A 25,584-nucleotide genomic window follows, 5' to 3' on the forward strand; every position below is an offset into this window, starting at 1 on the left:
AGGCGCCGCCCATGCCTGATCGGACGGTGACCGAACCGACCTTCGAGGGCCTGACCCGCCTGTTCATGACCGGAATGCCGAGCCTCGGGCTGTTCTCGGACGAGGGCGGGCAATTCCTGGGCGGCCATGCCATGAGCGCCGACCATCGGCAGAAGACCCTGGCCGCGCTCAACGCGCTCTGGCAGGGCGAGCCGATCCGGCGCACGCGGGCCAGCGATGATCACGCAACGCTTTATGGCAGGCGGCTGGCCATCCACCTGATGGTTCAGCCGCGCGTGGCGCGCAGCTTCATGGCCGATCCGCTGACTTCCGAATCGGGCTTCCTGCCGCGCTTCCTGATCAGCGAGCCGCCTTCCACCATCGGCGCGCGCATGCACGCGAACGCGGGCCATGACCGGGTGGCGATCGACGCCTTCAACCTGCGGCTGGCGGAAATCCTTGAACGGCCCTTGCCGATGGACCCGGAAACACGGGAACTTGAGCCGCGCACCCTGGCGCTCACGCCCGAGGCGCGGGCGCTGCTGATCCGCTTCTCGGACGCCATAGAAGCGGCGCAGGCGCCCGGCGGCGATCTGGCGAACGTCACGGGCTACGCTTCCAAGGCGGCGGAACAGGCGGCGCGGATTGCCGGCGTGCTGACCCTGTGGCGCGACCTCGATGCCGAGGCGGTGGCGCCGGCCGACATCGCCGACGGCATCGCGCTGGCGAAATTCCACCTCGGCGAGGCAAAGCGGCTTTCGGAGGCGGCGACGGTCTCGGCGGAAATCGAAGCGGCCGAGGCCCTGCGGCGCTGGCTTCTCGAAAGCTGGGCCGAGCCTGAAGTGATGGTGCGCGACGTGGTGCAGTTCGGGCCGGGCAAGCTTCGCGAAAGCCCCAAGGCTCGGAAAGCCTTGAAGCTTCTGGAGGGCCACGGCTGGCTCGTCCCGCCAAAGCCGGGAACCGTGGTGCGCGGCGCCGCCCGCAAGGAAGCGTGGCGCATCGTGAGGGCCGGCGGCGATGTGGTTTGACGTGACCGCCGCGCTTGCCGAAATCGCAGGTCGCCCCCTGCTACACTTGCTACTTCTGCTACACCGGCCCGTTTTGTAGCAGGTGTAGCAGATGTAGCAGGGTGGCAGGGGCGAAATCGGGAACCGGCCGACCGGGCCGCGCCTGACATCGTGCGCGATCCTTTCGACGAACGAGCGGCGGTGCGCCAGTTCGACGCCGGCGTGAGCCGCGAAGACGCCGAGGCGCTGGCAGCGGAGGATGCCGCCCGCGCCCCGGGCCCGCCCATGGATCGGCTGCGCGCGGCGGCGATGCCCGAGACGCCCGCGCTTGACCCCGAGGGCCTGCCCTTCGCGGCCTGCTCGGCCTGCGACGGCGGCGATTGGTGGAAGCCCGCCGTGCGCCCGGCCCAGGGGCCCGGCTGGCGCTGCGCGTCCTGCGACCCGCCCAGCCCCGGGCGGACGCGCCGCGCCTGTTCGGTTCCCACGCGCAACGGGCCCCAAAGCCCGCTCCTTGCCCCCGCCCGCAAAGCGCCTCGGACCTTCCACCCATGGCAGCGCCCCAAGCCGACATGGGCTGAGACTCCTCGCTGGCGCTGCGCCGAGGCGCTGCAAATTGTGGGAACGGTTGCGGGAAGGGCTCTCGGGAATTCCGTTTAATTTATTGATTTCAAGAGGTATTTTTGGAAGTTGTGGCGGAAGGGGTGTCCGCCATAACGTGCGTGAAACACGCATTTAATCAGACGCTTAATCGGCGCTTAGGCGCGGCGGTTCCCTCAATCGTTCCCTCAATGCGTCAGATTTCGCGGCCCCGAGGCCCCCAGGACCGCCCGACGACGACGACGATTCACTCTTCGGCCAGAACCCTGCGCACCCATCGCGCGGTCACCCGGCGGGGCACCATCACCTTCTTGGCGATCTGTTCGGCCGACATGCCTTTCGCATGCAGGGTCCGCACAAGGCGCTTGGCCCTGGCTATCTCGCCCGTCGAGTTGACCGGGATGTAGAGCCGTTCCCCCTCGAAGAAGTGGCGGAAGCGCCTGCATCCGTCTCGCCAAGGGCCGCCACAAGGCTATTCCACGTGCGCCCGGCCTCCCGCTTGGGAACCATGATGTCGCTGCCGCCGAATACCTCGGTCAGGCGAAGCGCTGCTTCGTGCCCCAGATAGTCCGCCAGTACCTCGAAGCTGTCGGTGATACGGTCCCGCATCACCATTCCCGCTTGATGACAACCTCGGCGGACTGTTGCGTGTCATCCAGCCCCCATGCCAGACGCTCGCCCTTCTGACGTATCATCAGCATCTCGGCGCTGATCTTCGCTTGCTTGGCTATCTCGAAGTCAGTCGGAAGCTGGCCGTACTTCAGGCGGTGTTCCTCCCAGTCCTTGCGTTGCCGGGCGATGAGGTCGGCGGCATTCTCCGCCGCCGCCTCTATGGCTTCGTGCTTTTTTTTCGGGTCAACGGTAAATGTCGCGGTCACCTTCGCAACGGCCCGCCGCCTGACTTCGGCCTGAACGTCCGTCCCGTCGCCCCAGCATTCCGCCTTCGCCCGTTTGACGATAGCGGATTTGCTCACGCTGTATCGCGCGGCCAGCTCGCCGAAGCTCGCGCCCATCTCCCGCTCGGTTCTGACCTGCTGCCATGTGGCTTGGGAAAGGCGCGGCATGGCTCATTCCCCCTCGGCCAGGACGGCCTTGAATATGCGCTCGATACGATCTTCCAGCAGCATCGCGGATCCCGTAAAGCGGCGCACGATGTCCCGGTGATCGCGCAGCAGCTCTTCCAGCTCGATCCCGGCCAGATCCGCATCGGCAATGCGCAGGTCATGGGCCTGGCTCGAGATACTCGAGGAAAGCCGCAAGCGTTCCTTTTCGGTCTCGGCAATCGCCTGTTCGACGAGATCCAGTTCGGTGCGGATGTTCTCGAGCGCCGCCTTGGCCGCGTTCATGTCCTGGGCGTCGATCTCGCGTCCCTCGAGCACGGCCTTGCGGGCTTCAAGGGTGGCCGTCGACACCCGCCGTTCGGCCTCGTCAAGCGCGGCCTCGAGGGCGCCCTTGCGCTCGTTCAGCCGGTTCAGCCGGTCGGCGGCATCGTCGCGCTGCCGCTCGAGGCGCTGGACGGTTTCTTGCAGATGGTCGCGCCGCTCGCGGGCAAGGGCGGGCCGCTTGATCTGGGCGATGCGCGCCTTGACCCGGTCAATCTCGTTCGAGATACGGCCCATTTCCTCCTGGGCGACCTGCGCGGCATCGCGGTAAGGCTTGAGGGGGTCGCCGTCCTGTTCATCTGGATTGAACATCTGCCGTGAACCGGAAGACATCCCCAGCATGGAACGGGCTTCCTGTGCCCGGTCTGTGGCCGCGATCCATTGCGCGCGCGCCTCGGGAAGGCGGTCTTCCAGTTCCTGAAGGCGGATGTTCAGTTCGCGCAGTTCTGTGACTTCATCGGGTTTCTTCTTCGCCATAATGGCCTCCTATGTGTTACCTGCGGTGACTTTGCCGCAATCCGAAAATCTGTTCGAGCGGACCGCCGTCCGACAGAATTTGCTCTATATTTCAGTGTCTTGGGTGCGCCTGGCCGGCGCTTGACGAGGCAACCGGTATCCGCCGCCCAGGGCCGCCACCTAAACCCCGTCGATTAGACGGCGCCCCGCATCGAGGGACAGGCCCAGGATGCGCGCGGTATCCTCAAGCGCCAGCGCCTCGGCCCGTGCGCGGCTCAATCCGCCGTCATGCTCGAGAATGGCCGCGCGTTCCTCGAACAGGTCGCGCCGCAGCTCATCCTCGTCCGTGACCGGCACGGAACATGCGTGATGCCACGATCCCGGCTTTGGCGGGTGGCACCGGAAGCAATGCCACCCCGGCCCCTCTGGGGGAAGGGAACCCGCCTTCCAGAACAGGCGGCCGCCGCAGGCGATACATGCCGCGCATGGCAGGCCCTCGGCATCGAGGAGCGGCATGGCGGCGACGATCTCCATGACGTCATCCCTGCGGCGCTTGAGGGCTTCGAAGAGCTTCACCGGCAGGGGCTTGCTTGCGCTCACGTGGACGCGATCTCCGCGAATGCTGAACATCGCGCCGCGCGCCTCGGCTTCCGCGACCAGGTGGGCAACGTTCACAGATCCGCGTCCCATGGTTCACGCCGCGTCCTGTTCGTCGCCGACATGCGGACGACTGTCGATCCACGCTGCAATGTCGGCCTCCCTCCACGCGACCGCCCGGTCAGCGATGCGCACGGCGCGCGGGAAGTCGCCACGGGCCTGAAGCTCGTACAGCCTCGAACGCGACAGGCCGGTCACGTCCAGGACGTCTTTCAAGCGGAGAAGTTTCTGAAGCATTGTCGTTTCCCTTCGATAGCGCCGGGACAAGTCCGGCGGTGAAGGGAAGATGCCTGATCGCGGGCAGGCATTTCGTGGGCAAAATCTATCCGAGGTTTTTGCCCTCACTCACCTCGCCCAATCGGGACGTTCTGGCAATCGGGATCCGCCGCCCCGAACCGCCTTCAGCCATGGCGCCGAGGCGGACCGCCGCGAATTCACGGGTCGGCCACGGGATTCCCGTTTTCGTCGATGGCATAGCGGCGGATGACGTCGCCGTTTTCGTCGAGCTCGATCACCTCTCCGACCCATTCGCCGACGTCGCTCATGCGGGCCAGAAGGGCGCGATCCCCTTCCGGCAGGTCGCTGTCGTCCTCGAGCTTCTCCGGATCGATCTCGCCGTTGGCGATCGCCTCTTCGCGGGCGCGCTCGATCATGGCCGTTGCGGCCTCGAAGCGCGCCCGTTCTCGCTCACTGAGCGGGGCGCGCGGGCTGCGGCGGTCCTCGATGACCGTGTGGCCCGTGGTCCAGCGCGTGATCTTCACAACTGTCTCAGCCATACGACTGCGCCATGTTCGGTCTTCATCACTTGATCTACCATGAACGCGGCGGCGGAATCGAACAGAACTTCATCCTGTTCCGGATAGGCCGACAGCGGACCGATCCACCTCCCTGCGTTCCCATCGACCACGATGGACACCGAACCCTTCAAGATCCTGTCATGGTGCGGCGTCGTTGCCATGAACCCGCCAGGAGAGATCGCATTTCCTTCCGGGAAACGCTTCAGATAGGTTTCGATGCCTTTCCGGCCGACCTTCTCCGCCCGGAACAGAAGCGGGCGGCGCGCTGGCGGCAGCTTGGCGAGCCCGGATCGCATCGCCACGATCAACGGTAGCAACGCCGCGTCGGTCGGCCCTCGGCATCGAGGGGCGGCGTGGCGGCCACGATCTCCATGACGTCATCCCTGCGGCGCTTGAGGGCTTCGAAGAGCTTCACCGGCAGGGGCTTGCTTGCGCTCACGTGGACGCGATTTCCGCGAGTGCTGAACATCGCGCCGCGCGCCTCGGCTTCCGCGACCAGGTGGGCAACGTTCACAGATCCACGTCCCATGGTTCACGCTCAATTTCCCTATCGTGCCCCGCACAGGCGATTTTATCCGCTACTCCGCTACCTGATTGATTTTGCAGGGAAATATCGGTTTTGCATCCGCTACCCATGCCGTTTGGGTAGCGCATATGATTTCCAATTTTCTCTTTATTTTCAACGCGGTAGCGGGGTAGCGGATCAGATTACCGGGTGTAGGGGGCATATACCTTTTCGAGGTCGGCCAGCTCGTATCCGCGCAACACTTGCCCGTTCGCTTTCATCTGCTTCGGACCGATCCCGAAACCTTTCAGTAGCCGCGCAATACCGCGCGCAGTTATCGGGCGTCCGTTCGACCATTCGGGCCAGGGCCTGTCCTCGAGGTCGTGAAGGTGGGGCAGGATTTCGGCGGACGTCACCTTGTCCATTCGGCGACTGCGGCAAAACTCCACCATGTCGTGCAGCAGCATGACACCGGCCGGTTCTTCCGTTTCCCGCCGCCCTGATTTTGCAAGGTATCCTGTCAGTACCCGCTCGGGCCAAGGGCCACCTAGGCATTCCGCGACGGTGAACAGCGGCGCGAAATTGTCTCTCATCCTGTCATCGCCGCACTCGGGGGCGGTGACTTGAGCCGCGTCGAGGCGTTCGGCAACGTCTTCCGCCCATCTCAGGGCCTTGCGGCGCAGTTCTGTTGATCGCTCGAACAGATCGACGGGCCGGGGCACAAGTTCTTCATCCGGCATCCGCCGCCTGAGTTCGATGACTACCGATCTACTTTCCAGCGTGTCGCGCTGCGAGCCGATCCCGGCAATGGCCATTGCCGCCCAGGTCGAGAATCTTCTTGTAACATAGTCCCCGCCGCGCTCTTCCGCGCGCAGAACGACTGCGGATCGGCGCGTATGCCCTGAATTCAAGATCGAAGCCAGGTCTTCCGATTGCCGAAGCCACATATCCGCCTCGTCAAGCAACAGCGTCGGACGTTCGGCTTCGATCACGCGATATAGCGCGGCCGGGCTGGCATTCGCGGCCATAAGCGGCCTGTTGCAGATGGATTCCAGAACCTCGAGCAACGTCGATTTACCGCAGGCCTTCGTTGGCGAACGTATCAGAAGGCGCGGGAACAGGTTCCAGACATCCATCAGGTAGCCGCCCAGCACCCACAGTGTTGCAAGGTCGGCATCACTTGGATGCGCGAAGATGACGTGAGCCATAAGGCGGGCCCGCATCGCATCGGCGACCGCGCAACCGTCGATATCGTCCGGCCAGGCGTCCAGCCGTTCCGTGATCGTCTCCTTCGGATCGTCTCCCGTCAGCTCCAGCCTCTTGGCCTGAACAAGCTTATCCAGGATAGATGCCCGCATCCCAAGAGCTTTCGCGGTTGCGCGCCGACGTCGCTCATATTCCGCTTCCGTCAGGGCCGCCAAGGCCGCGATCTCGGACGCAACGTCCAGATCCCCCCCGCTCGCCTCGTGCTCGATCTCGAATGGCTGGGCCATGTCCGCCAGCCGCACCTTGCCGCTCATCTCTGCCCCCCGGCCTGTTCCCCGGCCGCCATCCTGAAAGCCAGCACGTCCGCCCAATCCTGACCGCTCGGCGCGGCCAGAAGCTTGACGCGGTGCCCGGCCTTGGCGGCCCTCTCCGCAAGCTTGCGCATCGCTCGCAAGCCCGCTGGGTCACCATCGCCAAGCGCCACGATCTCGACCTGGACGCACGGAAGCGTCACAGTCTCCATTCCCGTTGCCGATAGTGCCGCCCAGGCGGCGCAGGGGCCGCCCCACAGGCGCGCAGCGGCCAGCGCGGTCTCCATCCCCTCGCCAATCAGCAAAGGGCCGTCAGCGCGCGGGTCAGCGAGCCGGACGGCCCCGCCACGAGCAAGGCCCCATATCGCCTTGGCGGGCGTGGCCCCTGACTTGCGCCCTTCCGCGTCCAGATAGGTGCAATGGACCGCGAAACCCTCCCCGCCGTCGATCCGCGCCACCATCGCCGGAAGGCGTAACCGCGAAGGGTGCGGGGCGTTCGGGTGGAAGCGGATCGGCGCGGTTCTTGGAAGCCACAGGTGGCGACCGCGAAGGTAGGTTTCGGCCAGCGTCCCGCGCGCGGGCCCGGCCTCGTTCCAGATGCGTTCCGCCCACGCCTCGCGGCGGGCGCGAGCCTGCCGCAGTTCCTCGATGCGGCGCTCGTCTTCCTCCTGGCTCCCTGCCGCTGGCCGCATGGCAACGCCACGGGCCTTGATCGCGGTCAATACGGCCTCGAAGGTGCAGCCGCCAAAGCAGTGCAGCAACAGACGGCCGTCGCTACCCTCGGCAACGGATAGCGACGGCTCGCGGTCTTCGTGGGCGGGGCAGGGGCAAAGCCCGTATGAGCCATGCCAGCGCCCGCCCAGCGCCTGGACGATCCTTCGCACCTCGCCCATGGTGGCCGTCAAATCCAGCCAAGGCCGTCCGGCGACAGATGCCACATCGCCTTCGTGCCCATGATCGGTGACCCGTCCGGCCGGGTCCAGACCTGGGCCTGACGTGCGCACATGGCCGTCCACCATAGGCCCGGCTCCGGGTCCGGGGGCCGTGCATCGCCCAGCGTAATGCCGATCCTGTTCGTTTCCGGTGGCGCGATGGTCCACAGAAGCCCGGCCAGTTCGCGGGCGCGGGCGTTCATCAGCGCGGCCAGCTCCGCGGGGTCCGATGACTTCGCGGCCTCGGCCAGCTCCGCCATCGGAATGGCGCCGATCCCGAACAGCATTGATCGGCGGTTGAGCCGGGAATGAGCGAGGCCGTTCGCCCAGGGGCGTTCCTTTTCCATTGCGATTTCCTTCCGGTTGGTTATGGTCTACATAGGTCAATATACATGATGACCTAGTTAGGTCAATGTGGGTGCAATGATTGGAAAGCAGGTGGCCGCAGCTCGCGCCCTTGTCGGTTGGACACAGGGCGACCTTGCGAAGGCGGCGGGTGTGAGTGATACGACAGTGAAGCGCGCCGAAGGGACCGCGACGATACCCGCCTCCGAACGTGCGCTTGAGCGCATCCGCGCGGCCCTCGAGGCCGCCGGGGTGGAGTTCATCGAACCGAACGGCGGCGGGCCGGGCGTCAGACTGCGGGGCCGCGAATGAGGCTTGAGGCGGTGGGCCGCCGATGCTACGATGAAGGACCGCAAAATCGAGTGTGTAGTTGACAGCGCCAGATCCAAGAGGCCCCGCCCACATTCGGCGGGGCCTTTCCCTTGGCGGGGCGCTCATTTCGGGCCTCATGGATCACGCCGCGCTCTTGTCGTCACTCGCAAGCGGCCTGGTATTGATCCACTCGGCGATGTCGTCTTCCCGCCAGGCAACTGCCCGTTCGGCGATCCTCACCGCGCGCGGAAACTCGCCTCGGGCTTGCAGTTCGTAAAGAACAGAACGAGAAAGGCCGGTAAAGGCCAGAACCTCATTGAGGCGCAGCAGTCTTTGAACCATCTTCGGCATCCTCCATAAGCGGCTGGACATTCCAGGCCGTGAAGGGAAGATGCCTGATCGCGGGCAGGCATTTCGTGGGTCAAATCTCCCGCTGGTTTTGACCCTCGACTGACGGCAATGTTCAACGCGCCCATTTGGGCATGCTGCGCGGGTTGTTTCTATTCTTCCAGATGCGCCGAATCTGCTGATAGCTGTCCGGCTGAAGCCGCATGAGGCGCAACGCCTCGGCCACGGCCGCACATGCGCTTTCGCCGCCGCCATCGCCAGATGCTGTCACCGGCAGATTGAAGATGCGTGAAACCTCTCGGACAAGCTCGACAATCTCGGCATCTCGCCATGCGAGCGCGTACGGATACCTGCCCTTCATCTTGGGCCGCTCGGTGCGCCCGGTTATGGCAAAGAATGCCCATTCCCGCAGCGGTTCAGGAACCTTTTTGCCGTAACGAATGCACTCGGCCGCCATCCAAAGCGCCGCGTCATAGGCCAATGCGTCGATTCTGGATGCTTCGACAAGTTGCCTTGCTGCTTCGTCGAGGTCTGTTTCGATGACGAATATTCCGCTTTCGTGCCGATGAATACGCCGTCCGGCACGATCTACCAGGAACCGTGCCAAGTCACGATATGGCGGTTGCGCTGCCTCAAACGCTTGCAAAGGGCTGAACCGAGAAACTGCTCTCGCCTCACAGTTCATGCACAACGGGCCTTCAACGGCTCGGCATTCGCAGTTCGGATCAATCCCGAAGCGCCAAATGACGAGATGGACCGCGCAAGAGAACCCCCAAAGCTCGCACCGGTCTTCGCAATCGCAGGGCTCGTATCGCCTCACCAAACCGCCCTTTTGCCGCGTGGTTTCACCATGCAGAACGAGAAGCGGAAGGGCGCAGATCCAAGACATTCCCGCTCGTCTCCCGCCCCTCGAGGAAGTCCGCCCAGGCGTCCATCATTGCCCGCCGCCGCTCCACCATGTCCGAACGCCGGTAGGCCCGTTCGACCGCGCTCCCCACGTCATGGGCAAGGGCAAGCTCGGCCAGGTCGCGCTCATAGCCGCGTTCGGCCGCCCAGTCGCGGAAGCTTGAGCGCAGGCCATGCGGCACCGCGGGGCGACCGCTTCGCGGATCGCAGAAGCCGGGCCCGCCCGCCGCCAGATCGCGCGCATGTGCCGCCTTCATGGCCTTGGCCAGCGTCATGTCGGACATGGGCCGCCCGGCCCGAGCGCCCGGAAAGATAAGGGCCTCGCCCTCGATCCTCGTCACGGCCTCCAGCACCTCGAGCGCCGCCCGGCTCAGGGGCGCGACGTGATCGCGCTTCATCTTCATGCGCGCGGCTGGGATGCGCCATATAGCCAATTCGCCGGGCCTGATTGAGTTCTGTCGGTTCTGTCGGTTTTGTCTTCCGACATGAAGCCCCTCAATCTCGCCCCACGTCGCGCCGCGCACCTCGCCCGAGCGCGCCGCCGTCAGCGCCGCGAAGCGCAGCGCCGCCGCGCCCATACCGCCCACCTCGCCCAGCCGCGCCCACCATCGCGGCAGGTCGACAAGCGCCACCGCCGGGTGATGGTCGGCGCCCTTGCGACGTTTCAATGCGCTGGGCGCGGGCAGAACCTCGGCAAGGTTGCCCTTCCACCGGGCCGGGTTGTCGCCCTCGCGATACCCCGCCACCGTCGCCCAGGAAAGAACCGCCTCGATGCGGCCGCGAAGGCGCGCGGCGGTTTCGGGCTTGGCCTCCCATATCGGTTCGAGCGCCCGCAGCACGTCGCGAAGCCCGATCCGGTCAACCGGCATGTGGCCCAGCGCCGGGAAAGCGTAGGTGGCCAACGTCGAGCGCCATTGCGCGCGATGCTTTTCGTTCGAAAGGCCCTCGATGCGTTTCGACAGGTACCGCTCGGCCGCCTCGTCGAAGGTGATGCAGCTCTTGTCGGTGCGGTGCAGAAGCTCCGCGCCCTTGCCTTCGCGGACTAGCGCCTTGTTCGCCGCCGCCCTGGCGCGGGCCTCGGTGAGGCTCGCGGCCGGGAATGGCCCAAGCCCAATGTCGCGCCGCTTGCCGTCGATGGTGACGCGCTGAATCCAGAACCGCGAACCGGAAGGCTTGACCAACAGGCAAAGCCCGTCGCCGCCGCCGTCATGGTAGCGGCCGGGTCCGGCCGTCGAACAGAAGCGCGTTGTGAGCCGCTTACCTCGCCGCGACATGCGGTTCCCTCAATCGTTCCCTCAATTTGCACCGGCTTGGATTGGTTTTAGCCGGACGCCCTAGGAAGGCACGATACGCAAATCCCCATGAAAAACAAACATTTTCGGATGTCAGCGGAAGCCGTGAAACATCGGCATGGCGGAAGGGGTGGGATTCGAACCCACGGATGCTTGCGCATCAACGGTTTTCAAGACCGCCGCATTCGACCGCTCTGCCACCCTTCCTGAGCCGGCAGGATTTAGGCCCTGCCGGCTTGCGCGTCAATCGACCAGCGCCCAGCGGCCGTGCACGCGCACGCTCAGCGTGCGCTCGCCGGGCATGACGGGCGCGGCGCCGTCGGCCATGGCCGCCTGCATGCGCATCATCGGACGCGGCTCGCCGCTTTCGGAAAGCTCCTGCACCGGGCCAAGCCGTGCGCCGGCGCTTGCGGCCATGATCTCGGCGCGGCGACGGGCGTCCTCGACGGCCAGGGCCAAGGCTCGGCGCCGCGCTTCTTCGGCCTCGGAACTGTCAAAGGCGACGCTTGAGATCGCGTTGCCGCCCGCCGCGGCCGCCGCCCCGACCGCTTGGCCCAGGCGGCTCAGATCCGTCACGTTGACCCGCAGCATGTTGCGCGCGCGATAGCCGACCACGCGCGCGGGCTCGTCCGCGGCCGGCGCGCGCCGCATCAGCGGTCCCAGCGAGATGTCCATGGTCGCGATGTCGGCCGCGGGCACGCCGACATGCCGCAGCGCCGCGATCACGCCGGCCGCGGCGGCCGAAACGGCCTCCATCGCCTCGGCGGCGGTGTCGCGCATTTCCTCCACGCCGATCATGATCGAGGCGCGGTCAGGCGCAAGCGACACGACGCCCACGCCCTCGGCGCTGACCGAGCGCATCGCGGGCTCGGCCGCGGCGGGCGCGGCAAGCGCAAGCGCCGCCGAAACGGCAAGGCCGCCCAGCGCGGCGGAAAACGGGACGAGAGAGCGGCGCGGACTGGACATCGGACCTCCTTGCGGCGAGCGGATCGGCCGAGGCGGCGCCCCGGCGCGCGCAGTGTGCCGCGATCGGCGCCGCGCGGGCAAGAGGGCTGGGCCGCGGCGCCTGCGCCAAAGCGCGCTTCGCCGCGTGGGCGGCGCCTTCGGATGGCGCGCGGGATGCGCCGCCCGAGGGCCGGCGCGCCGCAAGCAGCCCTGACGCCCGCCCCCCTCCGGCGACAGCCAAGAAACGGCGCCGGCGAAGCGCGGAGCGACTCGGTTGCGCACACCTCGCGCGGGAGAAACGCGCCCCGGAATCAACGCCGATGCGCCCGGACGCCCGGCGCGCCCCGCAGGCTGGTCCGCCCCGAGCTTCGCACGCATGGGCCGCAAACTGCCCCGACCCGCCGACAATGCGAAGGAGCGGCGCCTCGGCGCGCACAAAGGCGGCAGCCATCGGCGCGCCTGGTGGCCGGGCGAGGCGCGTCTTGTCCCGCGCGGGGCGATCGCGCATGGCCCTGCCCCGCGCGCCCCGGCCGGGCGGAGCGGCGGCCATCGGCGCGCCTCGTCCCGCGCCGCGCGATTGCGCATGGCCCTGCCCGACGCCCCGCGCCCCCCGGTCAGGCGCCCCAGGCCGTGCGCAGCGCCTCGCGCCGCATGGCCAGCCAGAGCAGCGACACCAGCGCCGGACCGCTGTCGACGCCGCCGGCGCGCACCAGCGCCATGGCCTCGTCGAAGGGCATCGTCATGGCGCGGATGTCCTCGCCCTCTTCGGCCAGACCGTGCACGCCGCCGGCCCCGCCCAGATCCGCCTGACCGACGAACGAGGTCACCTTCTCGGCCAAGACGCCGGGCGAGGGATAATAGGCGCCGACCCGCTCGAGCGCGCCCAGCTCCAGCCCCGCCTCCTCGCGCGCCTCGCGGCGCGCCACGTCCTCGTCGCGCTCGTCGCGATCCACGCGGCCGGCCACGACCTCGAGCGGCCAGGGATCGCGGTCGCCGCGCAGATGCGGGCCGGGGCGCCACTGGCTTACCAGCAGCACCAGGTCGCGCCGCGCGTCATAGGGCAGGACCGTCACCGCATCGCCCGAGCTGACCGCCGCGCGGCGCAGCGGCGCCGACATGCCGCCGCCATGGGTGGGATGCGCGATCTCGAGCTCCTCGACCGCGATGTAGGAAGCGTAGGGGATGCGCCGCGACAGGACCCGCACGCGATCGCGGCCCAATCCGGCGGGCCTTGGGGCGCCCTTCTCGCGCGCCGCGCGCACGCGCGCCAGCGCGCGGTTGCGGATGCCGGGCCAAAGGGCGGGATCCGACCAGTCGGCGCCGCGCTCGTGCAGCTGCATGATCTCGCGCGCGCATTCCAGCAGCGCGGGCCGCGGACCGTCGCGCCAGGCCTCGAAGGACCAGGTCCCGGCGGGGGTCAGCGCCTCGCGCGGGAAGCAGGTCAGCGCGGCGCGCGCGCCGCCCGGCGCGGCGGTCAGCTCGACCTCGACCTCGCGCAGCACGAACTCGTCGTCATCCTCGAAGAAGCGGATGCGCGCGATCTCGTCCGCGTCGAGCCCATCCAGGAACACGCCCGGCACGCGCGCGCCCGCGCGCGGCAGGGCGATGGGGAAATCCTCGCCCTTGACGGCGCGCAGCTCGTGATCGGCGAGCGCGGCGGGGATCAGCTCTTCCTCGGCGACGGTTCGGCCGAGCACGACCGACAAGAGCTCGGCGTCGCGAAGCGAGCCGTAGAAGAACATGGCGAAGCGCGGTGCGGTCATGGGCGGCTCCATCCTTGCCGGGGGGCGACGCCGGGCGGGGCGGCAGCGCGCCGCTTAGCACGCGCGCGCTGCGCTGCAAACCCGTCAGAGCATGGGCGCCAGCAGCCGCGCCAGGGGCGCGCCGGCCCGCACCCAGGCGGGCATCGACGCCAGCCCCTGATCGAAGGGCATGCAGCGCGCCATGTCCTGTTCCAGCATGCGGGCCGCCGCGCGCGCCGCATCGGCGTCGAACAGGATCGCCGTGACCTCGAAATTCAACCGGCACGAGCGGTTGTCGAGATTGATCGAGCCGATCGAGGCGAAGGATTCGTCCACCACCGCCACCTTCTGATGCATGAAGCCCTCGCGCCAGCGCAGGATGCGCACGCCCGCGGCGCGGGCCTCGTCGAAGAAGGCGAAGGCCGCCAGCCAGGGCAGCCAGTGATCGGGATTGGCCGGCGCGATGATGCGCACATCCACCCCGCGCAGCGCCGCCAGCTGAAGCGCGCTCAGCACCGCCTCGTCCGGCACGAAATAGGGCGTGGCCAGCCACACGCGCTCGCGCGCCGCCTCGATGGCGTTGCAGAAATAGAGGCTGCCGGTGTCGAGCGGGTCGGCCGGCCCCGCGGGCAGGATCAGCGCATCGGCGCCGTCGGGGTCGGGGGCGGCGCGCCAGTCGAGCTCGAGCGTCTCGCCCGTCGCCCATGCCCAGTCCTCGGCGAAGACCAGCTGCAGCTGCGCCGCCGCCGGCCCGCGCAGTTCAAGATGCGTGTCGCGCCAGGGGCTGAGCGGCGGGCGGCGGCCCAGATAGGCGTCGCTCACGTTCAGCCCGCCCAGAAAGCCGACGCGCCCGTCGGTCACGACGATCTTGCGGTGGTTGCGGAAGTTGATCTGCCAGCGCGTGGGCAGCGGATGCAGCGCGTTGAAATCGGCGAAGCGCACCCCCGCCGCGCGCAGCTCGGCCAGATAGCCCGCGCCCAGCCCCGAGCTGCCGATGGCGTCGTAGAGCAGATGCACGCGCACGCCCTGGCGGGCCTTGCGCGCCAGAAGATCGCGGAAGGCGCGGCCGATCTCGTCGTCCTCGATGGTGTAGAAGGCCGCCAGAACCACCTCGCGCGCGTCCTCGATGGCGCGGAACATGGCGGCGAAGGTCTCTTCGCCGTCGCGCAGGATGCGCCAGGCGTTGCCGTAGGTGACGGGCATGCCGGCCAGGCGCTCGAAGGCGGCGGCGTGATCGCCCGCGCGGCGCGGATCGCGCCAGAGCGCGGCGCGCGGGCCGGCCTGGCGGGCGCTTTCCTCGTCCACATGGCGGCGCGCGGCGCGGCGCAGGCGCGCATATCCGCTCATGCGCCGCCGGCCCAGCACCATGTAGGCCGGAACCGCCGGCACCGGCGCCAGGATCAGGAACAGCACCCAGCCCACCGCCCCCTGCGGCGTGCGGGCCGTGCGCACGGCCGAGATCGCGCACAGCCCCGCCGCGCCCCACAATAGCGCCAGACCCAGCAGCGCAAGGGCGGTCTCGCTCATGTCCCGCCCCCGGCCATGGGCGACGCGGCGTGGCGCGCGCCTTCGGCGGCCGCCTCGTGCGCGCTTTCGTCGTCGTCCTCCGGGGCGTCTTCGAACGCGACGTCGGCCCACACCGGCAGATGGTCCGAGGCGCGCAGCGCCGCGGCCGAGCGGTGCACCCCATGCGCGGCAAGCCGCAGCCCCCGCCCCAGCAGCACGCGGTCGAGCGGCGCGATGGGGGCCGAGGCGTGAAAGCTGGGCAGCGGCGGCGCCGGGCGCAGGCGGCGCTCGAGCACCGTCAGGCAGCCACCGGCGGCGCGCCATTCGTTCAGGTCGCCCATCAGCGCCTCGGCCGATCCGTCGGCCCGGGACTCGAGCTGCGCCAGAAGCGCCGCCGCCTGCCGGCGCCGGTCGGCCGGGCGCAGGCCCAGATGCGCGGCGGCCAGGCGCAGCCGTCGCCCCTCGATCAGGGCGTCGACGATCAGCGCGCCGCGCGGCTCGAGCGAGGGCAGCGCCGTCGGCGCGACGTTCAGCGCCTGCGCGCGCGCGCTCAGCAGCACGACGTTGCCGTGCCAGCCCAGCCCCGCGCCGCCTTCGTCGACGCGCACCGGCGCCAGCCCCGCCTGTTCGGCCAGCGCGTCGGGATCGAGCACCGCCGCGCGTTCGCCGAAGCGGCGGTCGGCCTCCTGCAAGGCGACGATGTCGGGGCGCAGCTCGGCCAGCACCTGGACGATGCGTTCGGGCCGCCGGCGCCAGTCAAGGCCCACGCCCTTGCGGATGTTGTAGGTCGCGAGGCGGATCATGCTGCTCCTGCATCGCCGCGCGCCGCGGCCCCGTGCGATCCTAGCGCGCGGCCGCATGCGGGCCAAGCGCGCGAAAAGGCCCCGCCGGCTGGGCCGGCGGGGCCGTTCGGGATCGGGCCGGGGCGACGCCCCGCCGCGCGGCTCAGGCCAGCGCGGCCTTGGCCTTGGCGACGACGGCGCCGAAGGCCTCGGGCTCGTGAATTGCCAGATCGGAGAGCACCTTGCGGTCCACCTCGATGCCCGACTTGGTCAGGCCGGCGATGAAGCGCGAGTAGGTCATCTCGGGATCGACGGCGCGCACGCCGGCGTTGATGCGCTGGATCCACAGGGAGCGGAAGTTGCGCTTGCGCGTCTTGCGGTCGCGCGTCTGATACTGAAGCGCCTTGTCCACCGCCTGCTTGGCGACGCGGACGACGTTCTTGCGGCGGCCGGAGTAACCCTTGGCGGCCTTGCGGATCTTGGCGTGGCGGGCGTGGGTGGTGACGCCGCGTTTCACTCGGGACATGTTCTCGCCTCCTCAGATCAGCGCGCGTAGGGCAGGTAGCCCTTGACGATCTTCGCGTCCGGCTCGCTCAGCACGGCGGTGCCGCGGGCGTTGCGGATGAACTTGTTGGTGCGCTTGATCATGCCGTGGCGCTTGCCGGCCTGGGCGGCGACCACCTTGCCGGTGGCGGTGACCTTGAAGCGCTTCTTCGCGCTCGCCTTGGTCTTCAGCTTGGGCATTTCGCTCTCCGTCGTCAGAGTGATTCCAAAGGCGACACGGCAGCCCATTCCGGCCGGCCGCCCCGTTCGGAAGCGCAGTGCTTATCCGCTATCGCCGGCGAAGGCAAGGGCGCCTCACGCCCCGCCCGCCGGCGCCGTCAGGGCGCGGAGGGCGGCCTCGAGCGCGGCGGCCAGCCGATCGGCCCCGACGCCCGCGGGCGAGAGGGCCTCGGCCCACAGCATCAGCGCAGCGCCCGCCAGGGCCAGCGCCGCGCCGCCCGCCGAGAACCCGCCCTCGCGCGCCATCGCCAGGTGCCGCCCCGCGCCCAGCGCGACCAGAAGAAGCCCCACGACCGCCAGGATCGACCATGCGCTCATCGCCTTCCTCCCGCGGGGACGGCGGCCGCCGTCACTCGGGCTCGCCCTCGTAGATCAGCTTCTCGCGCACGGGGGCGACGCGCAGGATGTTGGTCGAGCCGGGCGTGTTGAACGGGATGCCGGCGATGACCACGATGCGGTCGTCGTCCGAGGCGAAGCCGCCCGCCCGCGCCGCGCGCGCGGCCGAGACCACCGCCAGCTTGAAGCGCTCGACCTCGTGCGTGTGCACGCAGTGCAGCCCCCACACCAGGCTCAGCCGGCGCGCGGTCGCGAAGAAGGGCGTGAGCACGATGATCGGCACGCGCGGGCGCTCGCGCGCGGCCAGCAGCGCGGTCGTGCCCGAATGGGTGAAGCAGCAGATGGCCTTGACCGAGACGGTCTCGGCCACCTCGCGCGCGGCGGCGGTGATGGCGTCGGCCACGCGGGTGCGCGCCTTGGGGCGGCCGGCCTCCATGGCCTTGCGGTGATAGGGGTCGCGCTCGACCTCTTCGGCGATGGCGTTCATGGTCGCCACGGCCTCGACCGGGAACTCGCCCGCCGCCGATTCGGCCGAAAGCATGACCGCGTCGGCGCCCTCGTAGATGGCGTTCGAGACGTCGGTCACCTCGGCGCGCGTGGGCACGGGCGAGTGGATCATGCTTTCGAGCATCTGCGTGGCGACGATCACCGGCTTGCCGGCCAGGCGCGCGGTCTCGATCAGGCGCTTCTGGATGCCGGGCACCTTGGTCAGCGGCAGCTCGACGCCCAGATCGCCGCGCGCGACCATGATGCCGTCGGCCTCGGCGATGATGCCGTCGATGGCCTCGACTGCGGCGGGCTTCTCGATCTTGGCGATGATGCCCGCGCGCCCGCCCAGCAGGGCCTTGCCCTCGACGATGTCCTCGGGGCGCTGGACGAAGCTCATCGCCACCCAGTCGACGCCCAGCCGGCAGGCGAACTCCAGATCCTTGCGGTCCTTGTCCGTCAGCGCCGCCAGCGGCAGCACCACGTCGGGCACGTTGACCCCCTTGCGGTCCGAGATGACGCCGCCCTGCTCGACGATCATGTCGGCCGAGCTTTCGTCGCAGCGCTCGACGCGCAGGCGGATGGCGCCGTCATTGACCAGAAGCGTCGCGCCGGGCTTGAGCGCGGCGAAGATCTCGGGATGCGGCAGGCGCACGCGCGCGGCGTCGCCGGGCCGGTCGTCAAGGTCGAAGCGGAAGTGCGCGCCGTCCTCGAGCGTGACGGGCCCGTCGGCGAAGGTTCCGCAGCGCAGCTTGGGCCCCTGAAGATCGGCCAGGATGGCGATGGGGCGGTCCAGCTCGTGCTCGATCTCGCGGATCAGGCGGTGGCGCTGGGCGATTTCCTCGTGGGCGCCGTGGCTCATGTTCAGCCGGAACACGTCGGCGCCGGCCAGGAACAGCTCGCGTATGGTCTCGCGGTCCGACGAGGCTGGTCCGAGGGTGGCGACGATCTTGACGTTTCTGCGACGGCGCATGGAGAACGCTCTTTCCTTGATGTCTGCGGGTGGGCGGCGAACCTACATCTAACCAAGGGCGCCGCGGAAGTCTCGGCTTGCGAAAGCAATTTCGTTGCGATCTGCACGCCGGGCGGCTCAGATGCTTGCCCTTGCGTCGGGCCCGCCGCGGGCGGCGCATTGAAACCCCGCCCCCGCCCGGCTATGAACGGCCCGCGCCCCGCCGGCGCCGCGAGCGGAGCCCCCATGCCCACCGACCCGGCCTTCGAAATCGCCAATCCCGACGGACGCCCGGACGTCCTGCTTCTGTGCGACCACGCGTCGAACCGCGTCCCGCCCGAAGTGTGCGGCGGCGATCTGGGCCTGCCGCCCGAGGACATGGCCCGCCACATCGCCTATGACGTGGGCGCGCGCGGCGTGACGCTGGAGCTGGCGCGGCTGCTGGACGCGCCGGCGGTGCTGTCGACCTTCTCGCGGCTGGTCATCGACCCCAATCGCGGCGAGGACGACCCGACGCTGATCATGAAGCTTTACGACGGCTCGGTCATTCCCGGGAACCGGCATGTGGACGGAACCGAGACCGCCCGCCGCCTGAGCGACTGGCACCGCCCCTATCACGACGCGATCCGCGCGCGCATCGCCCGCGCCGAGGCGGTGGGCGCGCGGCCGGCGCTGATCTCGATCCACTCCTTCACGCCGCAGCTGCGCGGACGGGCGCCGCGCCCGTGGCATGTGGGCGTGCTGTGGGACCGCGATTCGCGGCTGGCGGCGCCGCTGCTCGAGCTGCTGCGCGCCGAGCCCGACCTGTGCGTGGGCGACAACGAGCCCTATTCGGGCCAGCTTCAGGGCGACTGCATGTGGACCCATGGCACGCGCCGCGGCCTGCCCCACGCGCTGATCGAGATCCGCAACGACCTGATCGCCGACCCCGAGGGCGAGCGCGCCTGGGCGCGGCGCCTTGCGCCCATCCTGCGCCGCGCGCTGGACCGCGCCGCCGCTCCGGCCTAGCCTGCGGCCGCGGCCCCGCCGCCCCCCGAGCCGGCCCCGCGCCGGCCCCGCGCCGCCCGAACCAAGGAGACCGCCGATGGACAACCAGACGCGCACCGAGCTTGAAGCCGCCGCCTTCCGCCGTCTCGTGCAGCACCTGCGCGAGCGTTCGGACGTGCAGAACATCGACCTGATGAACCTGGCGGGCTTTTGCCGCAACTGCCTGAGCCGCTGGTATCAGGAGGCCGCCGAGGCCCGCGGGCTGGCGATGACCAAGGACGAGGCGCGCGAGATCATCTACGGCATGCCCTATGAAGAGTGGCGCGCGCGCCATCAGACCGAGGCCGGCGCCGACAAGCTGGCCGCCTTCGAGCGCAACCGCCCGCGCGACCACTGAGGCGCCCGCCCCGGCCGGTCGTCCGGTCCGCGACGCCCCCGCGCGCCGTTGCCGCGCCCGCCGCGCGGCGCTATGGTCCGCGCCATTTTCGCGTCCACGCCCCAATCGGAGCATGCCATGATCGAGAACATCGACGACGACAACTTCTCGCGCACCACCGTCGCCGCGGACCAGCTGCGCGCGATCGTCGAGCGCATCGAGCGCCTCGAGGACGAGAAGAAGGAGGTCGCCGCCCAGATCAAGGAGGTCTACGCCGAGGCCAAGGCCAACGGCTTCGACACCAAGACCCTGCGCAAGGTGGTGTCGCTGCGCAAGAAGCGGCCCGAAGAGCGCTCGGAGGAAGAGGCGATGCTGGACCTCTACCTGTCGGCGCTGGGCATGCTGCCGGGCTGAGGGCGGCGGCGGCGCATCGGGGCGCGAGCCGGCGGCGCCTGAACGCGCGCATCGGCGCGGCGTGAAGCGCGCCGCAAGCGCCGGCGCCCGGCGCGCGGCCCGAACATTCCCTGAAGGCCCCGCCGCGCGGCCCACGGGCGCCGCCGACCGCCCCCACCCCCGTGAACGCGGCCGGGCGCAAGGGGCCGCGCAAGCCCGACCGCGCAAGCCCGATCACGCAGGGCCGATCACACAGGGCCGATCACGCGGGGCGGACCCGGGGCGCCCGGCGACGCGAATCGGCGGCGCGCTTGCCCGCGGGGCCGATTCGCGATATGGGGCGCGATCCCGGAACGGCGGCCGCCCCGCAGGCGGCGCAGATGGAGAACGCAGATGCAGCGCGGCATGATCCTTGGCGCGGCGGCCATGACGCTGATCGTGGTCGCCTCGAACATCCTGGTCCAGCACCTGTTCAACGACTGGCTGACCTGGGGCGCCTTCACCTATCCCTTCGCCTTCCTCGTCACCGACCTGACGAACAAGACCCTTGGCGCGGCCACCGCCCGGCGCGTGGTGCTGGCGGGGTTCGTCGCGGGGGTGGCGTGCTCGTTCGTCGCGGCCGGCTTCGACGCGACCACCTTCCGCATCGCGCTCGGCTCGGGGCTGGCGTTCCTGAGCGCGCAGCTGCTCGACGTGTCGGTATTCGACCGGCTGCGGGCGGGCTCGTGGTGGCGCGCGCCGCTGGTCTCGTCGCTGTTCGGCTCGGCGGTGGACACGCTGATCTTCTTCTCGGTCGCCTTCTCGAGCGCGTTCGCGTTCCTCGACCCCGCCGACGACGTGTCCTGGGCCAACGCGGCCACGCCGCTTCTGGGAGCGGGCCCCGAGGCGCCGCTGTGGGCCTCGCTGGCCGCGGCGGATTTCGGCGTCAAGCTGGCGCTGGCGCTGGTGGCGCTGGTTCCCTTCCGCCTGGCGCTGGGGCTGCTGCGCGCCGCGCGCGCCTGACCACGCGCCGCCGCCCTCGCGCCCCGGCGGCCGAGGGCGGCGCGCCCGCGCCATGATCCGCGTCACCGACCATATCTCGATCGCCGAGTGGGAGCTGACCGAAAGCTTCGCGCGCAGCTCGGGCCCCGGCGGGCAGAACGTCAACAAGGTCGAGACGGCGGTCGAGCTGCGCTTCGAGGCCCAGCGCTCGCCCCATCTGCCGCCCGACGTCAAGGCCCGCCTGCGCCGCCTGGCCGGCAGCCGCTGGACGAAGGAGGGCGCGCTGGTCATCCGCGCCCAGACGCACCGCTCGCAGGCGCGCAACCGCGAAGAGGCGCTGGCCCGCCTGATCGCGCTGATCGCCGCCGCTGCCGAGCGCCCCAAGCGCCGCCGCCCGACCCGGCCCACGCTGGGCTCGAAGCGGCGACGGCTGGACTCGAAGACCCGGCGCGGCCAGGTCAAGGCCCTGCGGACCCGCCCCGACGCCGAGGACTGACCCCCGTCAGACCAGATCCTTGGGCCGCGCGAAATGCGCCAGCCGCGCGCCGCCAAGGCGCAGATCGCGCCAGCGCGGGGCCTCCAGCTCCAGCGCCGCGACGGCGGCGGTGGGAAAACTGTCGAGCGCGCGCGCCGCGCCGCCCGCAGGCCGCTGCGCCAGCATCAGCCGCAAGAAGGCGCCCAGCCCCGGCTCATGCGCAAGAAGCAGCGGGCGCCCCGCCGCGTCGGGCAGCCCCTGCGCGGCGCTCAGCAGCGCCTGCGGGGCGGCGTGATAAAGCTCGGGCATGACCTCGGGCGCGGGCGGGGCGGGCAGCTCGCGCGCAAGCCCCTCCCAGGTCTCGCGCACGCGGCGGGCGTCCGAGATGCGCGCCGCCTCGGGCGCCAGCCCCGTCTCGCGCAGCCACGCCCCCATCAGCGCCGAGGCCAGCCTGCCGCGCAGCGCCAGGGGGCGGGCGTGGTCCTCGAGCGTCGGGTCGTCCCAGCCGGATTTTCCGTGGCGCATCAGGATCAGCAGTCTCATGCGCGTCTCCGCATCAGGAATGGGTCCGGCGACCAGCCAAGCACGGCCGGACCGGCAAGCCAAGCGCCGCGGCGCTCAGCGCATGGGGGCGCGCGCGCGCAAGAAGGCGGCCATGTGAAAGGCGGCCTGCTCGGCGCCCGGCGCGCGCGCGCGGCCCACGGGACAGGCGCGGCGCGCAAGACAGCCCCCCGCGCGGCAGGCCCCGCCTTCGGGGCCGGCGACGTGGCGCGCACAGGCCTCGGCGTCGTAGCCACCCGCCCCGAAGGCGCCGACCGGGCAGGCGCGCAGGCAGGGTCGGGCGCAGTCGTCGCAGGGGCGCGCGCCGCGCCGGGCGGGCGGCGCGCCAAGCGGCGCATCGAACAGCAGCGCGCCGCGCCACGAGGCCCAGAGCCCCTCTTGCGCATGCACCAGCATCCCCAGCGCCGAGGGCCACGCCGGCTCGGCCAGCAGCGCCCAGCGCAGGAAGGGCGGATGGGGCGGCCCGTCGGATGGCCCCGCCGCGCGCGCGCCAAAGCGCGCGGCCAGTTCGGCGACGATCCGCGCCGACCAGCGGTCGAGGGGATCGGGGGCGCCGTCGGCCCATTCGGGCGCGGCGCGAAAGGCTTCCCACATGCGCGGCCCGTCCGCGCGCAGCAGGGCAACCGCCCGCGCGCCGCGCCAAGGCTGGTCGGCGGGCGGATCGGCGGCGGGCGGATCGGCGGCGGGCAGATCGGCGGCGGCGACGGCCAGCCCATGCGCGCCCGCCGCGCGCCCCAGCGCCGCCAGCAGCCCGGCCGCGTTCATCGCCGCAGGAAGGGAAAGAGCAACGTCCAGCCGAGCCGCGCCGGATCGCGCGTCTGCCAGTCGGGCAGGCCCAGCCGCAGCGCGCCGCGCGCCCGCGCGCGATAGGTGCCGAACAGCCGGTCCCACCAGGACAGGTTGAAGCCGTAATTGCTGTCGGTTTCCTCGCGCCGGACCGAGTGATGGATGCGGTGCATGTCCGGCGTCACCAGCAACCAGCGCAGCGCCGCCTCGATGCGCGCGGGCAGGCTGATGTTGGCGTGGTTGAACATGGCGCAGCCGTTGAGCAGGATCTCGAACAGGATCACCGCCAGCGCCGGCGCGCCCAGCGCATAGACAAGCCCGATCTTGAACAGCATCGACAGCGCGATCTCGATCGGGTGAAAGCGGATGGCCGTGGTCACGTCGACGTCCCGGTCGGCGTGGTGCACGCGATGCACGCGCCAAAGGATCGGGATCTTGTGGCTGAGCAGGTGCTGGAACCAGATCGCGAAATCAAGCGCCGCGATGCAGATCAGCGCCTCGAGCCACGGCGCCCAGTCGAGCGCGTTGAACAGCCCCCAGCCCATGGCCTGCGCGTCCCAGGCCGCGCCCGCCGCGGCGGCGGGAAACAGCAGCCGCACCAGCGCCGCGTCCAGCGCCGCGACGGCCCAGTTCACCCCCCAGCGCGGCCAGCGCCCCAGCGCCAGGGCGCGCGCGGGGCGCAGCGCCTCCCAGCCCGCCATCAGGCAGAAGACGGCGGCGAAGACGGCCAGGCGGATCAGGGGCTCGTTGCTCATGCGCCCAACATGCGCCGCGCGCGGCGCGGGTCAAGGCGCGCCGGCGCGGCCGCGCTCATCCCGCGCGGATCAGCGTGCCCGCGCCATGGGCCGTGAACAGCTCGAGCAGGCAGGCATGCGGCGCGCGCCCGTCCAGGATCACCACCGCGCCCACGCCCTGCGCGATGGCGTCGAGGGCGGTGCGTGTCTTGGGGATCATGCCGCCCGAGATGACGCCCGCCTCGGTCAGCTCCTCGACATCGGCGGGGGTCATGTCGGTCAGCACCTCGCCGGCGGCGTTCTTGACGCCGGCGACGTCTGTCAGCAGCAGCAGCCGCTCGGCCTTGAGCGCGCCGGCGATGGCGCCCGCGGCAGTGTCGCCGTTGACGTTGAAGGTCTCGCCGTTGCGGCCGGCGCCGACGGGGGCGATGACGGGGATCAGGTCGCTCTGGATGAAGGTGCGCAGCACGTCGGGGTTCACCTTGACCGGGTGGCCGACGAAGCCCAGGTCCAGCGCCTGCTCGATGTTGCTGTCGGGGTCGCGCCGGGTCTTGAGCGCCTTCTCGCAGATCATCAGGTTGGCGTCCTTGCCCGACAGGCCCACCGCCTTGCCGCCCTGCGCGTTGATGGCCGAGACGATGGCCTTGTTGATGCGCCCGGCCAGGACCATCTCGACCACCTCGACCGTGGCCTGATCGGTGACGCGCAGACCATCGACGAAGGTCGATTCGATGGCCAGGCGCTTGAGCATCTGCTGGATCTGCGGCCCGCCCCCATGCACCACCACCGGATGCACGTTGCACTGCTTCATCAGCACGATGTCGCGGGCGAAGCGGGTCATGGCCTCGTCGTCGCCCATGGCATGGCCGCCGAACTTCACGACCACGCACGCGCCGTCATAGCGTTGCAGGTAGGGCAGCGCCTCGCTGAGGGTGCGGGCGGTGGCGATCCAATCGCGTTTCATGGCGGCGGACTTCTCCATGGGGCTGGCTCCCGAAACATGCGCCCGCCCTCTTTAGCGCCGCCGGCGCGCGCACGCCAGATGGCGCCGCGGTCAGCCCTGCTCGACCAGGCTCATCGCGGCCGCGCGCACGCCCTCGAGCCCGCGCCCCTTGGCCGAGGAGGTGACGAGGATCTCGGGGAACACGGTCACATGCCGCGCCAGCTCGGCCTGGGCGGCGTCGAGCGTGCGGCGCAGATGCGCGTCGCCGACCTTGTCGGCCTTGGTCATGACGATCTGGCAACTGACCGCCGCGCGGTCGAGAAGGTCGAGGATCTCGTGATCCGCCTTCTTCACCCCGTGGCGCGAGTCGATCAGCACGAAGACCCGCCGCAGCGTCGGCCGCCCGGCCAGGTAGTCGCGCAGCAGCCGCTGCCAGCGCGCCACCGTCTTGACCGGCGCCTCGGCGAAGCCATAGCCGGGCACGTCGACCATCCAGGCGGCGCCGCCCAGGTCGAAGAAGTTCAGCTCCTGCGTGCGGCCCGGCGTGTTCGAGGTGCGCGCCAGCGACTTGCGCTGCGTCAGCGCGTTGATGAGCGAGGACTTGCCCACGTTCGAGCGCCCGGCGAAGCAGAATTCCGGCCGGTCGGCGGGCGGCAGGCCGTCCATCGCCACCACGCCCTTGACGAAGGCGACCGGCCCCAGGAACAGCTTGCGCCCGCGCTCGGCAAGGGCGGGATCGGGCGCGGGATCGACGGCGAAGCGCATCTGCATCGGGGCGTCTCCT

Annotated in this window: 33 protein-coding genes and 1 tRNA gene; 7 read left to right on the forward strand and 27 right to left on the reverse strand. The window is 70.0% G+C overall.

Annotated elements, in window-relative coordinates; all coding sequences use genetic code 11:
• Positions 1-1,007: DUF3987 domain-containing protein (locus BMW67_RS00005; protein WP_091764098.1), on the forward strand; the 1,007-nt coding region annotated here is incomplete at its 5' end.
• Between the two features lie 1,184 nt (positions 1,008-2,191).
• Here BMW67_RS00005 and BMW67_RS00015 read toward each other — a convergent pair.
• From BMW67_RS00015 to BMW67_RS15295, 10 genes are all read right to left on the reverse strand, one after another.
• Positions 2,192-2,647: a hypothetical protein gene (locus BMW67_RS00015; protein WP_072746611.1), complete on the reverse strand. Its 456-nt coding sequence runs from the start codon at positions 2,645-2,647 to the stop codon at positions 2,192-2,194.
• A 3-nt stretch (positions 2,648-2,650) separates the two neighbouring features.
• Positions 2,651-3,442, reverse strand: a complete 792-nt coding sequence (locus tag BMW67_RS00020) for a coiled-coil domain-containing protein (RefSeq protein WP_072746612.1) — start codon at positions 3,440-3,442, stop codon at positions 2,651-2,653.
• 159 nt (positions 3,443-3,601) lie between these two features.
• On the reverse strand, positions 3,602-4,096 hold the full coding sequence (locus BMW67_RS00025) for a hypothetical protein (protein WP_125458990.1): 495 nt from the start codon (positions 4,094-4,096) through the stop codon (positions 3,602-3,604).
• Positions 4,097-4,114: 18 nt separating this feature from the next.
• Positions 4,115-4,315 carry a helix-turn-helix transcriptional regulator gene (locus BMW67_RS00030; RefSeq protein WP_072746614.1) on the reverse strand — a complete coding sequence of 67 codons (201 nt, stop codon included), beginning with the start codon at positions 4,313-4,315 and terminating at the stop codon, positions 4,115-4,117.
• A gap of 197 nt (positions 4,316-4,512) precedes the next feature.
• On the reverse strand, positions 4,513-4,854 hold the full coding sequence (locus tag BMW67_RS00035) for a hypothetical protein (RefSeq protein ID WP_125458991.1): 342 nt from the start codon (positions 4,852-4,854) through the stop codon (positions 4,513-4,515).
• Positions 4,836-5,183, reverse strand: a complete 348-nt coding sequence (locus BMW67_RS15290) for a hypothetical protein (protein ID WP_125458992.1) — start codon at positions 5,181-5,183, stop codon at positions 4,836-4,838. Before BMW67_RS15290 ends, BMW67_RS00035 begins: the two co-directional genes overlap by 19 nt.
• Positions 5,180-5,389 (reverse strand): hypothetical protein, encoded by a 210-nt coding sequence (locus tag BMW67_RS00045; protein ID WP_072746617.1) that lies wholly within the window; start codon positions 5,387-5,389, stop codon positions 5,180-5,182. Before BMW67_RS00045 ends, BMW67_RS15290 begins: the two co-directional genes overlap by 4 nt.
• A gap of 194 nt (positions 5,390-5,583) precedes the next feature.
• Positions 5,584-6,900, reverse strand: a complete 1,317-nt coding sequence (locus BMW67_RS00050) for a DUF3631 domain-containing protein (RefSeq protein ID WP_072746618.1) — start codon at positions 6,898-6,900, stop codon at positions 5,584-5,586.
• Positions 6,897-7,790 (reverse strand): DUF7146 domain-containing protein, encoded by an 894-nt coding sequence (locus BMW67_RS00055; protein ID WP_072746619.1) that lies wholly within the window; start codon positions 7,788-7,790, stop codon positions 6,897-6,899. Before BMW67_RS00055 ends, BMW67_RS00050 begins: the two co-directional genes overlap by 4 nt.
• 8 nt (positions 7,791-7,798) lie before the next feature.
• A complete protein-coding gene (locus BMW67_RS15295; protein ID WP_072746620.1) occupies positions 7,799-8,176 on the reverse strand; it encodes a hypothetical protein in 378 nt (125 codons plus the stop codon).
• A gap of 76 nt (positions 8,177-8,252) precedes the next feature.
• Between BMW67_RS15295 and BMW67_RS00065 the strand changes: the two genes are divergently transcribed.
• Positions 8,253-8,486, forward strand: coding sequence for a helix-turn-helix domain-containing protein (locus BMW67_RS00065; protein ID WP_072746621.1), 234 nt, complete (start codon positions 8,253-8,255; stop codon positions 8,484-8,486).
• A gap of 141 nt (positions 8,487-8,627) precedes the next feature.
• Here BMW67_RS00065 and BMW67_RS00070 read toward each other — a convergent pair whose 3' ends face one another.
• From BMW67_RS00070 to pyk, 12 genes are all read right to left on the reverse strand, one after another.
• On the reverse strand, positions 8,628-8,828 hold the full coding sequence (locus tag BMW67_RS00070) for a helix-turn-helix transcriptional regulator (RefSeq protein ID WP_218139742.1): 201 nt from the start codon (positions 8,826-8,828) through the stop codon (positions 8,628-8,630).
• Positions 8,829-8,949: 121 nt separating this feature from the next.
• Entirely contained in the window at positions 8,950-9,519 is a 570-nt protein-coding gene (locus BMW67_RS15300; RefSeq protein WP_125458993.1) for a hypothetical protein, read from the reverse strand.
• Positions 9,520-9,679: 160 nt separating this feature from the next.
• Complete coding sequence (locus BMW67_RS00075; protein WP_072746623.1) at positions 9,680-11,014, reverse strand: tyrosine-type recombinase/integrase; 1,335 nt, start codon at positions 11,012-11,014, stop codon at positions 9,680-9,682.
• Positions 11,015-11,151: 137 nt separating this feature from the next.
• Positions 11,152-11,239 (reverse strand) — tRNA-Ser (locus BMW67_RS00080).
• Between the two features lie 36 nt (positions 11,240-11,275).
• Complete coding sequence (locus BMW67_RS15595; protein WP_072746624.1) at positions 11,276-11,998, reverse strand: SIMPL domain-containing protein; 723 nt, start codon at positions 11,996-11,998, stop codon at positions 11,276-11,278.
• A 593-nt stretch (positions 11,999-12,591) separates the two neighbouring features.
• Positions 12,592-13,740 carry an NUDIX domain-containing protein gene (locus tag BMW67_RS00090; protein WP_177174467.1) on the reverse strand — a complete coding sequence of 383 codons (1,149 nt, stop codon included), beginning with the start codon at positions 13,738-13,740 and terminating at the stop codon, positions 12,592-12,594.
• 84 nt (positions 13,741-13,824) lie between these two features.
• Entirely contained in the window at positions 13,825-15,246 is a 1,422-nt protein-coding gene (gene cls / locus BMW67_RS00095; protein ID WP_072746625.1) for a cardiolipin synthase, read from the reverse strand.
• Positions 15,243-16,028, reverse strand: coding sequence for an endonuclease/exonuclease/phosphatase family protein (locus BMW67_RS00100; protein WP_072746626.1), 786 nt, complete (start codon positions 16,026-16,028; stop codon positions 15,243-15,245). The genes cls and BMW67_RS00100 overlap by 4 nt, the downstream gene beginning before the upstream one ends.
• 142 nt (positions 16,029-16,170) lie before the next feature.
• Positions 16,171-16,533: a 50S ribosomal protein L20 gene (rplT, locus tag BMW67_RS00105; RefSeq protein ID WP_072746627.1), complete on the reverse strand. Its 363-nt coding sequence runs from the start codon at positions 16,531-16,533 to the stop codon at positions 16,171-16,173.
• 17 nt (positions 16,534-16,550) lie between these two features.
• On the reverse strand, positions 16,551-16,751 hold the full coding sequence (rpmI, locus tag BMW67_RS00110) for a 50S ribosomal protein L35 (protein WP_072746628.1): 201 nt from the start codon (positions 16,749-16,751) through the stop codon (positions 16,551-16,553).
• A gap of 114 nt (positions 16,752-16,865) precedes the next feature.
• The gene (locus tag BMW67_RS00115) at positions 16,866-17,108 is read right to left on the reverse strand and encodes a hypothetical protein (RefSeq protein WP_072746629.1); all 243 of its coding nucleotides are present in this window, start codon (positions 17,106-17,108) and stop codon (positions 16,866-16,868) included.
• A 31-nt stretch (positions 17,109-17,139) separates the two neighbouring features.
• Complete coding sequence (gene pyk, locus BMW67_RS00120; protein WP_072746630.1) at positions 17,140-18,585, reverse strand: pyruvate kinase; 1,446 nt, start codon at positions 18,583-18,585, stop codon at positions 17,140-17,142.
• A gap of 225 nt (positions 18,586-18,810) precedes the next feature.
• On the opposite strand from pyk, the gene BMW67_RS00125 reads away from it, so the two are divergent.
• From BMW67_RS00125 to arfB, 5 genes are all read left to right on the forward strand, one after another.
• Positions 18,811-19,572 (forward strand): N-formylglutamate amidohydrolase, encoded by a 762-nt coding sequence (locus BMW67_RS00125; RefSeq protein WP_072746631.1) that lies wholly within the window; start codon positions 18,811-18,813, stop codon positions 19,570-19,572.
• A 76-nt stretch (positions 19,573-19,648) separates the two neighbouring features.
• On the forward strand, positions 19,649-19,948 hold the full coding sequence (locus BMW67_RS00130; protein WP_072746632.1) for a DUF1244 domain-containing protein: 300 nt from the start codon (positions 19,649-19,651) through the stop codon (positions 19,946-19,948).
• Between the two features lie 117 nt (positions 19,949-20,065).
• Entirely contained in the window at positions 20,066-20,341 is a 276-nt protein-coding gene (locus tag BMW67_RS00135) for a DUF2312 domain-containing protein (RefSeq protein WP_072746633.1), read from the forward strand.
• Positions 20,342-20,713: 372 nt separating this feature from the next.
• Complete coding sequence (locus BMW67_RS00140; RefSeq protein WP_072746634.1) at positions 20,714-21,322, forward strand: VUT family protein; 609 nt, start codon at positions 20,714-20,716, stop codon at positions 21,320-21,322.
• 52 nt (positions 21,323-21,374) lie between these two features.
• Entirely contained in the window at positions 21,375-21,797 is a 423-nt protein-coding gene (arfB, locus tag BMW67_RS00145) for an alternative ribosome rescue aminoacyl-tRNA hydrolase ArfB (RefSeq protein ID WP_072746635.1), read from the forward strand.
• A gap of 6 nt (positions 21,798-21,803) precedes the next feature.
• Here the strand turns inward: arfB and BMW67_RS00150 are convergent, their stop codons facing one another.
• From BMW67_RS00150 to yihA, 5 genes are all read right to left on the reverse strand, one after another.
• Positions 21,804-22,319: a SixA phosphatase family protein gene (locus BMW67_RS00150; protein WP_072746636.1), complete on the reverse strand. Its 516-nt coding sequence runs from the start codon at positions 22,317-22,319 to the stop codon at positions 21,804-21,806.
• A 75-nt stretch (positions 22,320-22,394) separates the two neighbouring features.
• Positions 22,395-23,102, reverse strand: a complete 708-nt coding sequence (locus BMW67_RS00155) for a hypothetical protein (protein ID WP_083581189.1) — start codon at positions 23,100-23,102, stop codon at positions 22,395-22,397.
• Positions 23,099-23,878, reverse strand: a complete 780-nt coding sequence (locus BMW67_RS00160) for a sterol desaturase family protein (RefSeq protein ID WP_072746637.1) — start codon at positions 23,876-23,878, stop codon at positions 23,099-23,101. Before BMW67_RS00160 ends, BMW67_RS00155 begins: the two co-directional genes overlap by 4 nt.
• A 55-nt stretch (positions 23,879-23,933) precedes the next feature.
• The gene (gene argB / locus BMW67_RS00165; protein ID WP_083581229.1) at positions 23,934-24,821 is read right to left on the reverse strand and encodes an acetylglutamate kinase; all 888 of its coding nucleotides are present in this window, start codon (positions 24,819-24,821) and stop codon (positions 23,934-23,936) included.
• Between the two features lie 90 nt (positions 24,822-24,911).
• Positions 24,912-25,571 (reverse strand): ribosome biogenesis GTP-binding protein YihA/YsxC, encoded by a 660-nt coding sequence (gene yihA / locus BMW67_RS00170; RefSeq protein WP_072746639.1) that lies wholly within the window; start codon positions 25,569-25,571, stop codon positions 24,912-24,914.
• Between the last annotated feature and the right edge of the window lie 13 nt (positions 25,572-25,584).

It is taken from the genome of Oceanicella actignis (assembly GCF_900111545.1).
GTDB classification, from domain to species: domain Bacteria; phylum Pseudomonadota; class Alphaproteobacteria; order Rhodobacterales; family Rhodobacteraceae; genus Oceanicella; species Oceanicella actignis.

Coding starts and splice junctions, on each gene's coding strand:
- BMW67_RS00130 (WP_072746632.1), top strand. CDS start 19,649: ATGGACAACCAGACGCGCACCGAGCTTGAAGCCGCCGCCTTCCGCCGT.
- BMW67_RS00090 (WP_177174467.1), bottom strand. CDS start 13,740: ATGACCGCACCGCGCTTCGCCATGTTCTTCTACGGCTCGCTTCGCGAC.
- BMW67_RS00030 (WP_072746614.1), bottom strand. CDS start 4,315: ATGCTTCAGAAACTTCTCCGCTTGAAAGACGTCCTGGACGTGACCGGC.
- BMW67_RS00075 (WP_072746623.1), bottom strand. CDS start 11,014: ATGTCGCGGCGAGGTAAGCGGCTCACAACGCGCTTCTGTTCGACGGCC.
- BMW67_RS00125 (WP_072746631.1), top strand. CDS start 18,811: ATGCCCACCGACCCGGCCTTCGAAATCGCCAATCCCGACGGACGCCCG.
- arfB (WP_072746635.1), top strand. CDS start 21,375: ATGATCCGCGTCACCGACCATATCTCGATCGCCGAGTGGGAGCTGACC.
- BMW67_RS00155 (WP_083581189.1), bottom strand. CDS start 23,102: ATGAACGCGGCCGGGCTGCTGGCGGCGCTGGGGCGCGCGGCGGGCGCG.
- BMW67_RS00065 (WP_072746621.1), top strand. CDS start 8,253: ATGATTGGAAAGCAGGTGGCCGCAGCTCGCGCCCTTGTCGGTTGGACA.
- rpmI (WP_072746628.1), bottom strand. CDS start 16,751: ATGCCCAAGCTGAAGACCAAGGCGAGCGCGAAGAAGCGCTTCAAGGTC.
- BMW67_RS00115 (WP_072746629.1), bottom strand. CDS start 17,108: ATGAGCGCATGGTCGATCCTGGCGGTCGTGGGGCTTCTTCTGGTCGCG.
- BMW67_RS00160 (WP_072746637.1), bottom strand. CDS start 23,878: ATGAGCAACGAGCCCCTGATCCGCCTGGCCGTCTTCGCCGCCGTCTTC.
- rplT (WP_072746627.1), bottom strand. CDS start 16,533: ATGTCCCGAGTGAAACGCGGCGTCACCACCCACGCCCGCCACGCCAAG.
- BMW67_RS00020 (WP_072746612.1), bottom strand. CDS start 3,442: ATGGCGAAGAAGAAACCCGATGAAGTCACAGAACTGCGCGAACTGAAC.
- BMW67_RS00050 (WP_072746618.1), bottom strand. CDS start 6,900: ATGAGCGGCAAGGTGCGGCTGGCGGACATGGCCCAGCCATTCGAGATC.
- BMW67_RS00150 (WP_072746636.1), bottom strand. CDS start 22,319: ATGAGACTGCTGATCCTGATGCGCCACGGAAAATCCGGCTGGGACGAC.
- BMW67_RS15300 (WP_125458993.1), bottom strand. CDS start 9,519: ATGAACTGTGAGGCGAGAGCAGTTTCTCGGTTCAGCCCTTTGCAAGCG.
- BMW67_RS00015 (WP_072746611.1), bottom strand. CDS start 2,647: ATGCCGCGCCTTTCCCAAGCCACATGGCAGCAGGTCAGAACCGAGCGG.
- BMW67_RS00070 (WP_218139742.1), bottom strand. CDS start 8,828: ATGGTTCAAAGACTGCTGCGCCTCAATGAGGTTCTGGCCTTTACCGGC.
- pyk (WP_072746630.1), bottom strand. CDS start 18,585: ATGCGCCGTCGCAGAAACGTCAAGATCGTCGCCACCCTCGGACCAGCC.
- BMW67_RS00135 (WP_072746633.1), top strand. CDS start 20,066: ATGATCGAGAACATCGACGACGACAACTTCTCGCGCACCACCGTCGCC.
- BMW67_RS00055 (WP_072746619.1), bottom strand. CDS start 7,790: ATGGGCGAGGTGCGAAGGATCGTCCAGGCGCTGGGCGGGCGCTGGCAT.
- BMW67_RS00035 (WP_125458991.1), bottom strand. CDS start 4,854: ATGGCTGAGACAGTTGTGAAGATCACGCGCTGGACCACGGGCCACACG.
- BMW67_RS00140 (WP_072746634.1), top strand. CDS start 20,714: ATGCAGCGCGGCATGATCCTTGGCGCGGCGGCCATGACGCTGATCGTG.
- BMW67_RS00100 (WP_072746626.1), bottom strand. CDS start 16,028: ATGATCCGCCTCGCGACCTACAACATCCGCAAGGGCGTGGGCCTTGAC.
- cls (WP_072746625.1), bottom strand. CDS start 15,246: ATGAGCGAGACCGCCCTTGCGCTGCTGGGTCTGGCGCTATTGTGGGGC.
- BMW67_RS15595 (WP_072746624.1), bottom strand. CDS start 11,998: ATGTCCAGTCCGCGCCGCTCTCTCGTCCCGTTTTCCGCCGCGCTGGGC.
- argB (WP_083581229.1), bottom strand. CDS start 24,821: ATGAAACGCGATTGGATCGCCACCGCCCGCACCCTCAGCGAGGCGCTG.
- BMW67_RS15295 (WP_072746620.1), bottom strand. CDS start 8,176: ATGGAAAAGGAACGCCCCTGGGCGAACGGCCTCGCTCATTCCCGGCTC.
- yihA (WP_072746639.1), bottom strand. CDS start 25,571: ATGCAGATGCGCTTCGCCGTCGATCCCGCGCCCGATCCCGCCCTTGCC.